Source organism: Nitrospira sp. Nam80 (assembly GCF_965152575.1).
The window spans coordinates 2,645,328-2,661,718 of record NZ_OZ224216.1; the positions used below are offsets into that span (position 1 = coordinate 2,645,328).

The 16,391-nt window shown below is 58.7% G+C and carries 13 protein-coding genes; 3 read left to right on the forward strand and 10 right to left on the reverse strand.

All coding sequences use genetic code 11. The features are described 5' to 3' along the window. Nucleotides 1-79 precede the first annotated feature (79 nt). The 9 genes from ACWGXE_RS12405 to ACWGXE_RS12445 form a co-directional block, all read right to left on the reverse strand. Nucleotides 80-2,470, reverse strand: a complete 2,391-nt coding sequence (locus tag ACWGXE_RS12405) for an ATP-binding protein (RefSeq protein ID WP_447598076.1) — start codon at nt 2,468-2,470, stop codon at nt 80-82. Between the two features lie 259 nt (nt 2,471-2,729). Further along, nucleotides 2,730-3,002, reverse strand: coding sequence for a DUF5985 family protein (locus ACWGXE_RS12410; RefSeq protein WP_447598077.1), 273 nt, complete (start codon nt 3,000-3,002; stop codon nt 2,730-2,732). A gap of 7 nt (nt 3,003-3,009) precedes the next feature. Next, the gene (locus ACWGXE_RS12415; protein WP_447598078.1) at nt 3,010-3,273 is read right to left on the reverse strand and encodes a DUF5985 family protein; all 264 of its coding nucleotides are present in this window, start codon (nt 3,271-3,273) and stop codon (nt 3,010-3,012) included. Beyond that, a complete protein-coding gene (locus ACWGXE_RS12420) occupies nt 3,270-3,662 on the reverse strand; it encodes a hypothetical protein (RefSeq protein WP_447598079.1) in 393 nt (130 codons plus the stop codon). Before ACWGXE_RS12420 ends, ACWGXE_RS12415 begins: the two co-directional genes overlap by 4 nt. A gap of 131 nt (nt 3,663-3,793) precedes the next feature. Then, nucleotides 3,794-5,914, reverse strand: coding sequence for a response regulator (locus tag ACWGXE_RS12425; protein WP_447598080.1), 2,121 nt, complete (start codon nt 5,912-5,914; stop codon nt 3,794-3,796). A gap of 212 nt (nt 5,915-6,126) precedes the next feature. After that, on the reverse strand, nt 6,127-12,693 hold the full coding sequence (locus ACWGXE_RS12430) for a HAMP domain-containing protein (RefSeq protein ID WP_447598081.1): 6,567 nt from the start codon (nt 12,691-12,693) through the stop codon (nt 6,127-6,129). Nucleotides 12,694-12,958: 265 nt separating this feature from the next. Further along, complete coding sequence (locus tag ACWGXE_RS12435; RefSeq protein ID WP_447598082.1) at nt 12,959-13,288, reverse strand: hypothetical protein; 330 nt, start codon at nt 13,286-13,288, stop codon at nt 12,959-12,961. 5 nt (nt 13,289-13,293) lie between these two features. Beyond that, a complete protein-coding gene (locus ACWGXE_RS12440; protein ID WP_447598083.1) occupies nt 13,294-13,719 on the reverse strand; it encodes a hypothetical protein in 426 nt (141 codons plus the stop codon). Nucleotides 13,720-13,982: 263 nt separating this feature from the next. Next, on the reverse strand, nt 13,983-14,450 hold the full coding sequence (locus tag ACWGXE_RS12445; RefSeq protein ID WP_447598084.1) for a hypothetical protein: 468 nt from the start codon (nt 14,448-14,450) through the stop codon (nt 13,983-13,985). 224 nt (nt 14,451-14,674) lie between these two features. Here ACWGXE_RS12445 and ACWGXE_RS12450 point away from each other — a divergent pair, with 224 nt between their 5' ends. The 3 genes from ACWGXE_RS12450 (at nt 14,675) to ACWGXE_RS12460 (ending at nt 15,997) form a co-directional block, all read left to right on the forward strand. Continuing rightward, the gene (locus ACWGXE_RS12450) at nt 14,675-14,980 is read left to right on the forward strand and encodes a hypothetical protein (protein WP_447598085.1); all 306 of its coding nucleotides are present in this window, start codon (nt 14,675-14,677) and stop codon (nt 14,978-14,980) included. Between the two features lie 29 nt (nt 14,981-15,009). After that, complete coding sequence (locus tag ACWGXE_RS12455; RefSeq protein ID WP_447603725.1) at nt 15,010-15,375, forward strand: S16 family serine protease; 366 nt, start codon at nt 15,010-15,012, stop codon at nt 15,373-15,375. Nucleotides 15,376-15,538: 163 nt separating this feature from the next. Continuing rightward, complete coding sequence (locus tag ACWGXE_RS12460) at nt 15,539-15,997, forward strand: hypothetical protein (RefSeq protein ID WP_447598086.1); 459 nt, start codon at nt 15,539-15,541, stop codon at nt 15,995-15,997. Here the strand turns inward: ACWGXE_RS12460 and ACWGXE_RS12465 are convergent. Further along, entirely contained in the window at nt 15,994-16,386 is a 393-nt protein-coding gene (locus ACWGXE_RS12465) for a hypothetical protein (RefSeq protein WP_447598087.1), read from the reverse strand. The genes ACWGXE_RS12460 and ACWGXE_RS12465 overlap by 4 nt on opposite strands. Nucleotides 16,387-16,391: the final 5 nt, after the last annotated feature.

Below are 16,391 nucleotides of genomic sequence, written 5' to 3' on the forward strand. Positions count from 1 at the left end.
CGGATAGCGGATGCACTCGCCGAGCCGGCCACACAATTCATTGACTTCTTTCTTCAGCCCAATCATGCGCAACTCACGATCAACGGCGACCTGATTGAATCGCGCCAATTCCTCGGCTTGAGCCTGCAGATCCGCATGGGTCTCCTGTAGCGCCTCCTCTGCCTGTTTCCGATCCGTGATGTCGATCACCGACCCCGATGTAGCCCAAGAACTCGCCGTTCGGACCGAGGCGCGGAGCGGCGGAATCGATGACCCAGCGATAGTTCCCATCGCGGCGACGCAGCCGATACTCGAGCCGGAAGGCTTCCTGTTTTTCATTGGCGGCTACAAACGCCTTTTTCGAGGTTTCCCGATCTTCGAGGTGTAGCGCCTCCACCCATCCGAATCCCAATCCCGTTTCAGGCGTCTGGCCGGTAAACTCGTACCAGGACTTACTGAGGAAGAAACAGGATCCATTCGGCTCCGTCACCCACACCATAACGGGAGCGTTGTCCGCCATCTCTCGAAAGCGAGCTTCGCTCTCGCGCACCGCTTCCTCGGCCTCGCGCCTGACACGAGCCATGCTGGCATGCGCATCGACCCGCGCCAACAGTTCACGAGCGCTGAACGGCTTGATGAGATAGTCGTCCGCGCCGCGCTCCAAGCCGTGGACACGGGATTCCTCACCGGCACGCGCAGACAAGAGAATGACGGCCGTCGTTTTGAGAGCGGGATCGCCGCGCAGCTCCCGTAGGAGACCGAATCCATCGACCCGGGGCATCATGACGTCGGTGAGGATTAAATCTGGCCGCCGCATCCGGGCGGCGGCCAAGGCTGCTGCGCCGTCCGCCACCACCGTCACCTCATACCGATCTTTTAAGAGCCGGAAAAGATATTCCCGCATATCCGCATTATCATCGGCGAGCACAATACGCGGCCGGGGCGCGAGGCGTAATTCTACATGTTCAGTGCGCAATGATGAATGAGGGCTCGGAACGCTCTCCTGCGATTCATCATTCATCATTCCGAATTCATCATTCGCGTTAGTGTCGGGCAGCCACCGCAGCGCGTCTTCGATGAACGGAGAGGGTCCGTCGGCGGCGCCTGCTTGGAGATCGCCTGCGCCGATCCTGTCCGCCGGCAAATGCTCTGTTCCGAGTGGGACGGTCACGATGACGGTGGTCCCCTTGCCGATCTCGCTTTCGATCCGGACCGACCCGCCATGGAGTTTGATCAATTCATGGACCAGCGCCAGGCCGATCCCGGTCCCCTCATATGTACGGCTGCGCATGTTTTCCACGCGATAGAATCGCTCGAAGAGATGCGGAATATCTTCCTCTGGAATGCCCTCTCCTGTGTCGCGCACGCGAAGCGTGACGCTGGGAAGTGCTGAGTTCTGAGTCTTGAGGTCTGAGTTACCTGTCCTGCTTTCCCGGAAGCTAATCTCGATCTCGCCGTGGAACGTAAATTTAAAAGCGTTCGACATCAGATTCAGGACTACCTTTTCCCACATTCCGCGATCCACATACACGGGCCTGATCGAGCCCGGACAGTCCACCACCAGCCGCAACCCCGCCCGCTCCGTCGCCGATCTGAACATGCCGGCGAGATCCGCCGTAAAGGCGCCGAGGTCCGTCGGCTGGAAAAATGCCTGCATCCGACCCGCCTCGAGGCGTGAGAAATCCAGCAGCGTGTTGACCAGTTTGAGCAGACGCATGCTGTTGCGGTGAGCCACTTCCACATTCGGGGCGCCCGGCCGCTCGCGCAGCTCGTCCTCGAGCGGCCCCAACATGAGCGTCAACGGAGTGCGGAATTCGTGACTTATGTTCGAGAAAAACACCGTTTTTGCACGATCGAGCTCGGCCAAGGCCTCGGCACGCTTCCGCTCCTCTTCGTAGGCTCGAGCATTTGCAATTGCGGTGGCGATCTGCCCGGCCACTAAGTCGAAAAAACTGCGGTAGAAGTCGTCGAATTCTAACCTGGCACTGATCCCGGCTATCAAGAGTCCTGCAGGCTGATGGGCGATGTTGGAACGGAGCGGTAGCACGGCAGCCTGTCGAGGCGGGTCGGACCATGGGCCCCGTGGCACTGCCCCACCGAACCGGTCACCCAACTCCCCGACAAGTTGCATCGTATCCGAGCGAAGTGCCTCGAGCAGCGGCCAGGGCTGCTCTTGAGCGGGTTCTCCGACCAACTTTAGAACCGGCGGCACGATGCGACTCTCGCAATCAACTCCCATTGCGCCCGCCAGTCGCGCCTGGCTCCCGTCAGGTTCGATAAGGTACACCAGCGCAAACGGAATGTCCTTCACGTGCCGGGCGAGCGTCTTTGCCGCAGCGACACATGCCGCTTCCGCTGTTCTGGCCGTGGTTGCATGGGCACCCAAATCCCGCAATGCAATGACGCGACGCTCGCCGACCACCTTCTCGGTGATTTCATGCACAGTCGCCAGCACCCCGCCGATCCCATTGCTCACCGTCTCGTCAGGCACGGGGCTGTAGGCGATCGTAAAATGGGTCTCTTCGACAAAACCATGGCGATTGATCTCAAGATAAATATCGTCGTCCCAGGTCGGCGGCCCCCCCGTTGAACGGCGTATCGATCAGCGGCTTGAGAATGTGCCAGATCTCGCTCCAGCCATCGACAGTACGGTTGAGGCTCGGTATTTTATCCAGGTGGAAGAATGTAGGATAGGCACCCGGCGCTTGCTACTAGGGTTAACCCTGGCGGGAGACCTGATAGGCGGGCGGTTAAGCGGCTGTTCGGTTCTTGTCGATAATGGCGACGATAATCAGGCCATATGAAACTACGCGCAGGATATAAATGAACGGTTCGCTTTCCTGGGAAATCGCGCTCAAACCCATGACAATCCGGACCAACGCCTCCACGCCAAGCGCGACGGCGAAAAATAAAAACAATCGATCGCGTGTCGTCCGCCAGAATCGAAGGAAGAACAGGCCGGCCGTGAGGCATCCGACCGCCACGCCGCCTAGGATCAGAGTCTTCACCGCGACGATATCCATCGACATCCTAATCGCTGTTCCACACCAGACCGTACAGAAGTACGGCGATCGTGATCAAGGCCAATCCATAGCGCAACAGACTGAGGTCGATTTCGGTGGGGAATATCAATTTATCGACCACCAAGAGAATATTATTCACCGTCGTCAGCATAAAGAACAGGCTGCTCCAGAACAGCAGGCGATACCGGCTCCGGCGGTACGCGGTGAACAAGAGCCAGGCGCATGCGAACGCCGACAGCGCGCATAACCCATAGATCACCGCCGCAGTCATGAGTTGTCCTTTCTCAATTTGAAGGCATCGGCGAATTCCTGGACACGCAGGCGCGGTTTATCATGGATCAGTTTGGTGATCGGCACCAAATGTTTGGCATACTCCGCCGCCACACGGTCGGCGAGCGCTGCCAACTCGCTCGACGAAGGCCGGTACCTAAACTGTGCCTCCGGTGATTCGGTGCGCATGATAAAGCCGTCTGCGCATAAACGCGAGAGAAGCGGCGCAACTTCCTCGGGTTCCAAATATAGTCTTGCCGCCACCGCGGGCTGAGACCATTCCATGTCCGGATTGTCGCGGAGCAGTAAGAGCGCTTCCAGATGGGCGACGGAATCGATCCGCTTCAACAAGAAGCGACGCACATCGTCTGGGATGACATATGCGGGCATGATCCGCGAGAGTGTTCAACGCAACAGCGAATCATGAACCCGCTGCCACATCGAGCCGAGCCCACGGGTCGGTCCGGCCGGCGCCCGCAGGCGCGAACGTAACGGTATTGTCGGTATTGATGGCAGTAGACTCAAGACTGGTCTCGGAGGGGAGCGGCCGTAACCGTTTTGTCCGCCTGTCTTTCCCCGTCCGCTTTCACCGTTGCGATAATCGCTTCATACAGCCGATCGCCCGCCGAATCCTTGGACACGTAGCAACTGGCGCCGGCTTGAAGCAATAGCGGTTCCACCTGACCGGGATTGGAAAAGGAAAGGCCCACGATCAACACGCTCGGCCATTGAGCTTTGATGCGGCGCGTCGCTTCAATGCCGTCCATTTTCCCCATGTTGACATCCATTACGACCACGTCGGGAAGCAGCAATCTGGTGAGTTCGACTGCCTCTTCACCATCAGCCGCCTCCCCGACGACCGACACATCCTGATAGGCCTCCAGAATACTACGCAGCCCCTGCCGGACCATGGCATGGTCATCCGCCAATACAATGCGAAGAGTCCGGGCAGACGGACGAAGTTCTGAGTTCTGAGTTCCGAGTGTCGAGTTCCCCGAAGTTGCAGAGCCTGCCAACTCGGAAGTCAACACATCTGGCTCAGCACTCTTTCCAGCAACGTCTTCCAACTCAGAACTCACAACTCCGAACTCAAAACCTTTTTCATTCGCCGTTTTCGGCGCTGCCGGCCAATAGGGAAAAATCAACCGCGCGCTCGTGCCCTCTTGCGGCCGAGACTCCACTACCAGCCGGCCGCCCATGGCTTCCATGCGCTCCCGCACACTGAAGAGGCCGAAACGCTTTCGCCCTTCACTCTCACGAGACACGTCGGCCGGCTCGAATCCGGCGCCCTTGTCGGAGACGGTAATGACCAGTTCCCCTTGCTTGTCCGCTTTGACCGCCACCTCCGCTTCGCTCGTGCCGGCATGCTTCAAGACATTGAACAGCAGCTCCCGGACGGACTGAAACACCAGCACGGCCTGGTCGTCCGGCAGTAAAATACGTTGCAGCTGCTTCTCTATGGAGACGGCCAGCCCATGCGTTTTCATCTGATCGGCCAGCCACCCGAAGCCTTCAACAAGTCCGAATTCCTGGAGAGCCGGCGGGGCGAGTTCGGCCATCAAGGATCTGGTGTAATTCAATGAGTCGGTGATCGCCTGGTCCGCTTCTTTCAACAATGACGTCGCTTTCTCGTCTGAGACACGCGGGGCTGCTTGGCGGATTTTCATTCGGATCAACACCAGCAGTTGGGCCAGATAGTCGTGCAGGTCGCCGGCGAGTCGCTTACGCTCCCGCTGCTCGGTCAACGTCAATTCGGTCGCGAGTTCCCGCAGGCGCTGCTGCGACAGCACCAATTCCTGCGTCCGCTCTCCCACGCGCTGTTCCAATTCAACCGCGACTTCGCGCAATTGTTCCTCCGCCGCCTTCCGTTCGGAGAGATCGCGCGTCACGCGGGCAAAACCAGTGAGCTTGCCTGACTCATCCTTGAGCGCCGACATCACGACATTGGCCCAAAAGGTCGTGCCATCCTTGCGCACCCGCCAGCCTTCATCTTCGTGCTGTCCCACGGACGCTGCAATTTGCAGTTCCAATCCCGGATATCCACGCTGAATGCCTTCTTCCGTATAGAAACAGGAGAAATGCCGGCCGATGATTTCGTGCGCCTGGTATCCTTCGATCAATTGCGCGCCGGGATTCCAGCTCGTCACCAGGCCGTCCGGGCTGAGCAGGATAATGGAATAATCCTTGATGCTGTTGACCAGCAGCCGGAACTGCGCCTCTCCATGCCTGATCGCCTCCCGCTTGACTCGTTCCCGCATGCGGTACAGCTCGACGAAAACGGCGACCTTGCTCTGCAGGACTTCGGGCACGACCGGCTTGAACAAATAATCGACCGCCCCGCTCGCGAGCCCTCGGAAGACGTCTTCATCGAGCTTGTCGACCGCGGACAGGAAAATAATCGGAATATAGCGTGATTGCTCCCGCTGCCGAATGAGCTCCGCCGTCTCGAAACCGTCCACCCGCGGCATCCGCACATCCAGGAGAATCACGGCGAATTCATGACGGAGCACCTGGCGCAGCGCTTCCTGTCCGGAATCCGCTTTGATCACGATGCGGCCGGGGCCGGCCACAAGCGTTTCCATCGCCATCAGACTTCTGGCGTCATCATCGACCAGCAGAATCTTCGCGCCAATGTCGGGCATGGGATCTCTCCAAGGGAATTGCATCACTGAATCACTGTGCCATTGCACCAGCGATTCAGTTGATCAGTGCGCGAGTTAAGCATTGCACTATTGCATCTTTCACGAGCTGGTTCATCGCATCATTTCAACAGTGATTCAGTAGTGTAGCGACTCAATGTGCGACGTTCAAACGCTGCAATGATACAATGTTCCAATGGTGCAATCCTTCCGCTTCACCGCTTCATCGCTTTTTTTCGTCCGAACAGCCAGATCCGCAATAGGGCCAGCAGTTCTTCGGTATTGACCGGCTTCGCGATGTAATCCGAGGCACCGGCTTGCAGGCATCGCTCTCGATCCCCTTTCATGGCTTTCGCCGTCAATGCCAGAATCGGGAGAAGCCGGAGCTTTGGGTTCTTCCTGATCTGCTTCATCGTCTCATAGCCGTCCATTTCCGGCATCATGATGTCCATTAAGACCATATCCAAGTCTTCGTCCTGCTCGACCTTCTGAATCGCTTCCCGGCCCGTTTCAGAGCTCGTCACCTCCATGCCGTGCCGCTCCAATAGGCTCGTGAGCGCGAAAATGTTCCGGATATCGTCGTCCACCACCAACACCTTCTTGCCTATCAAGGCATCGTCGCTATGACGCACCCGTTCCAGCATCCGCTGTTTCTCCGGCGGCAATTGCGCGGTCACCAGGTGGAGGAAAAGACTGGCTTCGTCTAGCAATCGTTCGGGAGACTGGACCCCTTTCAGCACGATGCCCTGAGACAACTGGCGGAGTTGGATTTCTTCATCCTCCGTCAGGTCACGGCCCGTGGAGACGATTACCGGCAGGTCCTGCATGGCGGGCTGCTCGCGCATGCGCTCCAAGAGCTGAAAGCCCGACATATCGGGCAACCGAAGATCCAGCACGACGCAATCGAAGCGGCGCTGGGACAGCAATTCCCAGGCCAGCGCGCCGTTGTCGACGGCGGAGATCTCTACGTCTTGATGGCTGAGCAACTCGCCGAGACTTTGCCGTTCGATTTCGTTGTCTTCGACAAGCAGCAAATGTTTCCGCTGGGATTTGCTGAAGTCCAAGAGACGACCGAAGGTCTGGCCCAGGGCCTCGGTCGTGGTGGGCTTGATCATATACCCGAACGCGCCGTGCCCCAGCCCGTGCAGGCGTTCTTCCTCCACCGTAAGGATCTGGACGGGGATGTGACGCGTTTCCGGGTCCTGCTTGAGATGGCTCAATACCGTCCAACCCAGCATGTCGGGGAGGAAAATATCCAGCGTAATGGCCACCGGCTTGTATTTCTTCGTCAAGGCAAGCGCCAGCCGCCCATGGGCCGTGACCAGCCCCTTGAATCCTTTCTCGCGAACGCTGCCGAGCAAGACTCGAGCATAGTGGGGATCGTCCTCGACGATCAAGATCGCCGGTTCCCCCGGCATCAACGTTTCCCGGTCGTCCGGGATATCCTCCAATTGGTGCGCTTGCTGCACCAGCAGCGGCGCCTGCTCATGGAGCTTGATCTTGGGCGATACCAGATCGGCCGCCACCCCCATATAGAACTCCGGTAAATACAAGGTGAACGTGCTCCCTTCTCCCGGGCTGCTGACCAAGCGGATCTCGCCGCCCAGCAACATCGCCAGCTCCCGGCTGATCGCCAAACCCAAGCCGGTTCCGCCGAAGCGCCGGCTGGTGCCGGCATCCGCCTGTTGGAACGCCTCGAACACGATTTTCTGTTTCTCGACCGGGATACCGATTCCCGTATCGCTCACTTCGAATGCGACCACGGTCGGTACGGTGGCGAGAATCGGATGGTCATGGCTCCACCCGCCCGCCGCCCGCCTGACTCGAAACGTGACATGGCCGTGAGACGTGAACTTAAAGGCGTTCGACAACAGGTTTTTCAGCACTTGTTGCAGCCGCTTGAAGTCCGTCACCAAACTGCGGGGCAATTGGGAATCGATATCGATGTGGAAGGCGAGCTGCCTCGCTTCCGCCACGTGGCGGAAGCTTCGCTCCATGGCCTCCCGCACCTTCATGAACAACACTTCCTCCGGCTCCACCGTTACGGTTCCGGACTCGATCTTGGACAAATCCAAGATGTCACTGATCAGGTTTAACAGGTCCGCACCGGCCGCATGGATGTTCTTGGAGAACTCCACCTGCTTGGTGCTGAGGTTCTGATCCGGGTTCTCCGCCAGTTGCTGAGCCAATATCAAAATACTGTTCAGCGGCGTCCGGAGCTCATGGGACATGTTGGCCAGGAACTCCGATTTGTATTTCGAAGCGAGCGCCAATTCTTTTGCCTTGTCCTCGAGCGCATGACGCGCCTGCTCGATTTCACGATTCTTCCGTTCGACTTCGGCGTTCTGTTCGGCGAGTTGCTGGGCCTTTTTCCCCAATTCTTCGTTCGTTTGCTGCAGCTCTTTCTGTTGCGCCTGCAGTTCGGTGGCCAGATTTTGCGACTGTTGCAGCAAGCCCTCTGTCTGCATGGTCGCTTCGATCGTGTTGAAGACGACACCGATGGTCTCGGTCAACTGGCCCAGAAACGCAACATGAGTCGGGGTGAATTCGAACAGGGACGCCAATTCGATCACCGCCTTGGTCTGGCCTTCGAACAACACCGGCAGGACGATCACGCTTCGCGCGTGAGTTTGGCCCAATCCCGACCGGATCCGGACGTAGTCGGCCGGTACATCCGTCAGGATGATGCGGCGCTTTTCTCTGGCGCATTGACCGACCAGCCCGACGCCGACGGCCATTTCAATCGGCGCTTGTCCGCTTTCCCCGCCGGCATAGCTCGCCAACATCCGCAGAACCGCCTGCTGGGCCGCCGTCTCACGCTGATAGATCGCGCCATATTGTGCGTTGACGAGGGGCGCCAGTTCGGTGAGCAACATGTCCCCCACCGTCGTGAGATCGCGCTGCCCTTGCATCATACGGGTGAACTTGGCCAAGTTGGTCTTGAGCCAGTCCTGCTCGGTATTCTGGTCCGTCGTGGCGCGCAGGGTGCTGATCATGACGTTGATGTTATCCTTGAGCTCGGCCACTTCACCGCGGGCTTGAACCTGGATCGACCGGGTCAGGTCTCCTTGCGTCACAGCAGTCGCGACTTCGGCGATGGCGCGTACCTGCGTGGTGAGATTGGCGGCCAGTAAGTTCACGCTTTCCGTGAGGTCTTTCCAGGTCCCGGCCACGCCCGGTACCGTCGCTTGGCCGCCCAGCTTGCCTTCCGTTCCGACCTCTCGTGCCACGCGCGTCACTTCCGACGCAAAGCCGCTGAGCTGGGCCACCATCCGGTTGATTACATCTTTGATTTGGAGGATTTCACCGCGCACATCGACCGTGATCTGCCGAGTCAGGTCGCCGTTGGCGATCGCAGTGGCCACGTTCGACATATCCCGCAACTGTACGGTAAGGTTGCTGGCCATCGCATTCACGCTATCCGTCAAATCTTTCCACGTCCCGGCCACACCCGGCACGATCGCCTGCCCGCCGAGTTCCCCTTCAGTTCCCACTTCGCGGGCCACCCGCGTCACTTCCGCGGCGAAACTCCGCAATTGATCCACCATCGTATTGATGGTGTCCTTCAATTGGAGAATCTCACCGCGCACATCGGCGGTGATTTTCTTCGACAGGTCGCCCTTCGCCACCGCAATCGTCACGTCTGCAATGTTCCGCACTTGGTTCGTGAGATTGCTGGCCATCGAATTGACGTTGTCGGTGAGATCTTTCCAGGTCCCTGCCACGCCAGGCACCACCGCCTGGCCGCCGAGCTTGCCTTCCGTCCCGACCTCGCGCGCCACCCTGGTCACCTCGGCGGCGAACGCATTCAATTGATCCACCATGGTATTAATCGTGTCTTTCAATTGGAGGATTTCGCCGCGCACGTCGACCGTAATCTTTTTCGATAGATCGCCGCTGGCGACCGCGAACGTCACCTCTGCGATGTTCCGCACCTGCGCCGTCAGATTTCGCGCCATCGAGTTGACGCTGTCCGTGAGGTCTTTCCACGTCCCGGCGACACCAGGCACGATCGCCTGGCCGCCCAACTTCCCTTCCGTGCCGACCTCGCGGGCCACGCGCGTCACCTCGGCTCCAAAGCTGCGCAACTGGTCCACCATCGTATTGATCGCTTCCTTGAGCTGAAGAATTTCACCGTGGACGTCCACGGTGATTTTCTTCGACAAGTCGCCGTTCGCGACGGCGATGGTCACCTCCGCGATGTTCCGCACCTGCGCGGTCAGGTTGCCGGCCATTAAGTTCACGCTTTCCGTGAGGTCTTTCCACACGCCGCTCACATCACGCACCTGGGCCTGCCCGCCCAGCTTGCCGTCGGTGCCGACCTCGCGCGCCACGCGCGTCACTTCCGCGGCAAAACTCCGCAACTGATCCACCATCGTATTGATGGCTTCCTTGAGCTGGAGGATTTCGCCCCGCACGTCCGCCGTGATTTTTTTGGACAAATCCCCGTTGGCCACCGCGATGGTCACCTCGGCGATGTTCCGCACCTGGTCCGTCAGGTTGCTCGCCATCGAGTTCACGCTGTCCGTGAGGTCTTTCCACGTCCCGGCGACTCCGGTCACCGCCGCCTGGCCGCCCAACTTCCCTTCCGTGCCGACCTCGCGGGCCACGCGCGTCACCTCGGCTCCAAAGCTGCGCAACTGGTCCACCATCGTATTGATCGCTTCCTTGAGCTGAAGGATTTCGCCCCGCACATCCACGGTGATTTTCTTCGACAAGTCGCCGTTCGCGACGGCGATGGTCACCTCCGCGATGTTCCGCACCTGCGCAGTCAAGTTGCCGGCCATTAAGTTCACGCTTTCCGTGAGATCTTTCCATACCCCGCTCACGTCGCGCACCTGGGCCTGCCCGCCCAGCTTGCCTTCCGTTCCGACCTCACGGGCCACGCGGGTGACTTCCGCCGCAAAACTCCGGAGCTGATCCACCATCGTATTGATGGCTTCCTTGAGCTGGAGGATTTCGCCCCGCACGTCCGCCGTAATTTTTTTGGAGAGATCCCCATTGGCCACGGCCGTCGTCACGTCGGCGATGTTCCGCACCTGTGCCGTCAGATTGCTCGCCATCGAGTTCACGCTGTCCGTGAGATCTTTCCACACCCCGCTCACGTCGCGCACCTGGGCCTGCCCGCCCAGCTTGCCGTCGGTGCCGACCTCGCGCGCCACGCGCGTCACTTCCGCCGCAAAACTCCGCAGCTGATCCACCATCGTATTGATCGTGTCTTTCAATTGGAGGATTTCGCCCCGCACGTCGGCCGTAATTTTTTTGGAGAGATCCCCGTTCGCGACCGCCGTCGTGACCTCCGCAATATTCCGCACTTGGTTCGTCAGATTCGTTGCCATGGAGTTCACACTGTCGGTGAGATCCTTCCAGGTTCCGGCGACGCCCGGGACGACGGCCTGCCCCCCCAGTTTGCCCTCCGTCCCCACCTCACGGGCCACGCGGGTGACTTCCGCCGCGAAGCCGCGCAACTGGTCCACCATTGTATTGATGGCTTCTTTGAGTTGGAGGATCTCGCCCCGCACATCCGCCGTGATTTTTTTGGAGAGATCCCCATCGGCCACCGCCGTGGTCACCTCCGCGATGTTCCGTACTTGCGCCGTCAGGTTGCCGGCCATTAAGTTCACGCTTTCCGTGAGATCTTTCCACACGCCGCTCACGTCGCGCACCTGGGCCTGCCCGCCCAGCTTGCCTTCCGTGCCGACCTCACGCGCCACGCGGGTGACTTCCGCCGCAAAGCTTCGGAGCTGATCCACCATCGTGTTGATCGTGTCCTTGAGCTGCAAAATTTCTCCGCGCACATCGACCGTAATTTTTTTCGAGAGATCGCCGTTCGCGACCGCGATCGTCACGTCGGCGATGTTCCGCACCTGGTTGGTGAGATTGCTGGCCATGGAATTCACGCTGTCGGTAAGGTCCTTCCAGGTTCCCGCGACGCCCGGAACCACCGCCTGGCCGCCCAGCTTGCCTTCCGTCCCGACCTCACGCGCCACGCGCGTCACTTCCGCGGCAAAGCTCCGCAGTTGGTCGACCATCGTGTTGATCGTGTCTTTCAATTGGAGGATTTCGCCGCGCACGTCGGCCGTAATTTTTTTCGAGAGGTCCCCGTTCGCGACCGCAATCGTCACGTCGGCAATGTTACGCACCTGGTTGGTGAGATTGCTGGCCATGGAATTCACGCTGTCGGTAAGGTCCTTCCAGGTTCCCGCGACGCCCGGAACCACCGCCTGGCCGCCCAACTTGCCTTCCGTACCCACCTCGCGGGCCACACGGGTGACCTCCGCCGCGAAGGCATCGAGACGTCCCACCATAGAGTTCACCGTCTTGGCCGTATGGAGAAATTCTCCACGTAACGGATGGCCGTCCGCTTCTAATGCGACTGATTGTGTGAGGTCGCCCTTGGCCACAGCTCCGATAACTCGAGCCATTTCGGTCGTCGGACGGACCAGGTCGTCGATGAGCCCGTTGACCGCCTCGATATTGATCTTCCATGCTCCGATTGCTTCGGTCACCGACGCCCGCTCGGACAGTTGGCCCTTCTTACCCACGACGTGACTCACCCGCTTGAACTCATCGGCGAACATCGCGTTGAGTTCAATGATCCCGTTCAACTCATCGGCTATTTTCCCCATAAGGCCTGTCCATTCGACCGGAAGCCGTACAGAGAAGTCGCCTTTCTTGACGGCTTTGAGCACCTGGAGGATAACTTTTTCGTGACCCTCCTCCGGACCGGCTACGCCTGTACCGGTTCTACGTGTGGATCGAACAAGAGGCTTCGCGCCCATTAGACCCTCCCAATCACCTGAACAAGTGAATTTGGCGATCGCACTTTACACCGATGCATTACGGGCGACCAATGAACCCCGGAAATCCGCTGGGAATGGAAATTACCGAAGGACTATAATCTGAAGCAGATTAACGAATGACCTAGGAGGAACCCTAGTTAAAGGGTAAGACAGTCGAATACTTGCAGAGCCGGCACTTTCCCTTAAGAAGAACCCGGGCCGAGACCGGTAAAAAGGGATGAGCACCGGGCGGCAAGGTGGGATGTTAATTCGTAGGAGCTGGCAATTCCGGAATGGATTGGGACTCGATGGCTTTGATGGCGCGCCCGTGCTCATCCATTTGTATAGTGATCTCTTGCCCGATCGAAATACCTTGAAATAGTTCCGGTTTGACGATCTGAAAGAACACCGGCTTGCCGGCCGACGTGATCAGCATGCCCTTCTTAGCGGACAGGTCCAATTTCTCGACCATGCCTGTAACGGTGAGCTTTTTCTGATCGGCGGACGAACCGGCGGCCTCCCCCATAGCGAAACCCGGTGTTCCCACTGCGATGGCAATGAGCAAAGCACCGGCCGCCATGAGAGAGGACGTCATGGACATCACCACATTACGATCGCCCGCCAGCGATGTCCCAGTCCGGCGACGGGAACCGCGATTCGCGCCACGCCGTTCGCGACATGCACCGACGCCAATTCAATGTCCCCATCGGTCGGAACTGGGATGTAGCGTTGCATGGCGCCGCCCGAGATGATGACTCCCTGTTGCGCGAATTCCACCGTCACATGCTCGGCGTCAGGCACCATTCGAAAATCGGCATAGACAGTGAACCGTCCGTCCTGCTCAGATACTTCAATGATCGGCTGGGACTCCGGCGCCGCCCCCGGCAATGGCCGTTGACGTCCCGGTGTGCGATGCCGAGACAGTATCGCAGACTTCCCGCTTCGGTCGACATTGGCACTCGCTGCATGGCTGTCGATCATGATCACCCCTTTCACAAGACGATCTGTTCGTTGCTTGCTTTGCACAGTAGAGTTCTTTGCTCTTTCAAGCCACTAGGTTGGACCCTAGTTTCATTGTCGCTTATCGTCGACAGGGTATGGGTGCAAACAGAAGGTCACGGGTTTCCGTATGGCAAACGGATGAATCTCTGTTGATGAGCCACAAGCGGAAACACGGCGACACCGAAGAAGCGATACTCAGTCGGTCGGGAATTTAACCGTAATGGAAGGGAACAGACTTTGAAAGCAAAGGAGTGGGCGCAGGGTCTGACCCACTCCCGTTTTGCTGTTCAAACTGATTTGCGGACTTCGTGCCTTCTCTTGTCCGGCATGCTCATCGTGTACTGGCCGGGGCCTGCGGACGCTAGTTCGATTTCCCCTGTTCGGCTCAGGCGGTCGACCTCTAGAAAGACTTGGTTCCAGGTGTACTCAGGACAAGCGCGCACGAGCGCATCCAGGTTGCAATTGGGGCTGCGGCGTATGGTCTGCAGAATAAGGCCGGTGATGGTCAGGCCCGGCCGTCTGGCCCGTGACTCTTCCTCATAACTTTTCCCGATGGGCACGTACCGGTGCACGCAGACCGGACAATATGTGTGCGTGAGCCTGTAATCCGACCCGCGCAATCCGTGCCGATCTAAATAGGATCCGAGATCCGACCAGGGCTCGTCATCTCCGTTTCCTGTCTCTCCCGCCTCATCACGCACGAGCCCGCACACGCAGCAGATGGGAATAAACGGTTGGTTGGCGATGGCACTCATGGCAGCCCCTCCTTAGCTACGGATCAAAATCTACTGGACTCTAGAGCACCGCTGATGGGCGGACCACTAGGATGCTCCCTAGATTTTTAAACCAGGGCAACGACTGGACTGGGGACTTTTCCCTAGCTGCAAGGCCACGTTCACCCGCACGCATGGGGAAGAGACTAGTCCCGGATGGGCTCGAATTTTGATATCTCTCAAGGTAACGAAGGAGTAGAGGGACGATGAAGAGACGATTCCTGGATCCGTATGTCGTCATCCTTTTTCTTGTGGTAGGGCTGCTTTCGCCGGTGATGGCCGGCGCCGGGCTGCAGCGGGCTCAAATCATTCGGTTTCTGGGAGTGAGCGTGGCCCGCGACGTGCGGGATATGCGGCAAGGCGCGGTCGGGGAACTGGTGGTGGGATGGGAAGAGCGGTCGGATCAGCACGGCATTATCGTTAGTTTTCTGGAAGGGCCGGTGCGTTCAGCCCGGACACAGAACTTGCCATCCTTGGCGCAATCGACCGGGCCGCCAGAGCGGCCGGTTTAAAGACGGACTCATGGAGTGTGAGCTTGGCCGTGCACGAACCGGCAGGAATGATTTTCGGTGACAGTCTCACCGCCATGGTTGGATTAACCGTCGTGGCCCTGGCGAAGGGAGACTTCATCCCTCTGGATCGCACCATGACCGGCACCATCACAGCCGATGGGGGGATTGGGCCGGTCAGTTCCGTGCCCTTGAAAATCGAGGCTGCCTACCGGAATCACTTGAGGAGGGTCGTCGTTCCCGATGCGCTCGATGCAACCGATTCGGATTGGTGTACTCCATTCTTGATGCAAATCTCTCCCATTCATTCCGCCGCCGTCGCCTACCAAGCTTTGACAGATCATTCCTGGGTTTCGGCGGAGACCGACCGATTGTCGTCGCCGCCCGTCTCTCCCTAGTCAGAATGTCCGCGCCGGCGAGAATGGGAAGATCCGACGACCGTGGACAGATCAGCTCTGTTGCGGAGGGATTGATTAGCCATCGGTGCCTACCCCGATACGCTGATCCGGCTTACGGATCGGGGATTACGATGTTCAATGAGCGGAAGAAGGTTCGTGAGAGATGTCGTCGTTGCGAAGCCGGATTGACAGCACGACAACCGGGACAGGCCAGCATGTGCTCGCTTCGGTGGCTCAGTATCTGCCCCCGCGCGGTTGCGCGGGCGCCTCATACAACCAACACCGGAGTCCCGAAGCGACGCGGATCGGCCGAGGGAAGCAGTTTACACGGCCTCAAAAAGCGATTCCGCCGCCATCCTTCGGTCCTTCATTCGAAGCGAAGGATGAGACCATCGGCGCTCGCTCATGGACCGGTCGACCGGGCGGGCGATCGCGCCGTCCGGACCAGGGATATCGGAAATATGGCCGCAGTTTAGGCATCGCAACCCGTCATACGACCACGCTGATGTGCCTGCCGTCGTGCCATAAAAGTGATCGAAAATCTTCAATCCGCCGCATCGTTCACAGCTCATTTTTCAGTCCCTCCTTTGCGTCGCATCCACGCGGGATCGACGAGAATTAGTTTGGCCTGACTGTCTGACGAATCAACGACAAGAATTCCTTGTTCTGAAACGGCTTATTCACCCACTCGATCCAGAGCGCGCGGCTGATGGACGGAGGAGGCAAACCTCCGTCGCTTCGCGAAGGCGCACACATGCTCAACACAATCACCGGAGGCGGAGAATCACAATGTCGAAACCAGTCGCCCATCAACTTGAGCGCCGTATGATCCGAATAGAGTGGGATTCCGTCGACATCGATGACGACGCCTTGCACCCCGTTCGCCGGCAATTGACCGACTGCGTATTTCAACGAGTCTGCGATGCAGACTTCAAATCCATCATCGAAGAGCAGCTCACCCATTGCGCCGGCCAATTCTTCATCCGGTTCGACGATCAGGATCACGATCAAGATTC

Bases quoted from the DNA above. Each gene is read 5' to 3' on its own strand.
- ACWGXE_RS12435 (WP_447598082.1), bottom strand. From the start codon at position 13,288: ATGACGTCCTCTCTCATGGCGGCCGGTGCTTTGCTCATTGCCATCGCA.
- ACWGXE_RS12445 (WP_447598084.1), bottom strand. From the start codon at position 14,450: ATGAGTGCCATCGCCAACCAACCGTTTATTCCCATCTGCTGCGTGTGC.
- ACWGXE_RS12420 (WP_447598079.1), bottom strand. From the start codon at position 3,662: ATGCCCGCATATGTCATCCCAGACGATGTGCGTCGCTTCTTGTTGAAG.
- ACWGXE_RS12430 (WP_447598081.1), bottom strand. From the start codon at position 12,693: ATGGGCGCGAAGCCTCTTGTTCGATCCACACGTAGAACCGGTACAGGC.
- ACWGXE_RS12415 (WP_447598078.1), bottom strand. From the start codon at position 3,273: ATGACTGCGGCGGTGATCTATGGGTTATGCGCGCTGTCGGCGTTCGCA.
- ACWGXE_RS12410 (WP_447598077.1), bottom strand. From the start codon at position 3,002: ATGGATATCGTCGCGGTGAAGACTCTGATCCTAGGCGGCGTGGCGGTC.
- ACWGXE_RS12450 (WP_447598085.1), top strand. From the start codon at position 14,675: ATGAAGAGACGATTCCTGGATCCGTATGTCGTCATCCTTTTTCTTGTG.
- ACWGXE_RS12425 (WP_447598080.1), bottom strand. From the start codon at position 5,914: ATGCCCGACATTGGCGCGAAGATTCTGCTGGTCGATGATGACGCCAGA.
- ACWGXE_RS12460 (WP_447598086.1), top strand. From the start codon at position 15,539: ATGTCGTCGTTGCGAAGCCGGATTGACAGCACGACAACCGGGACAGGC.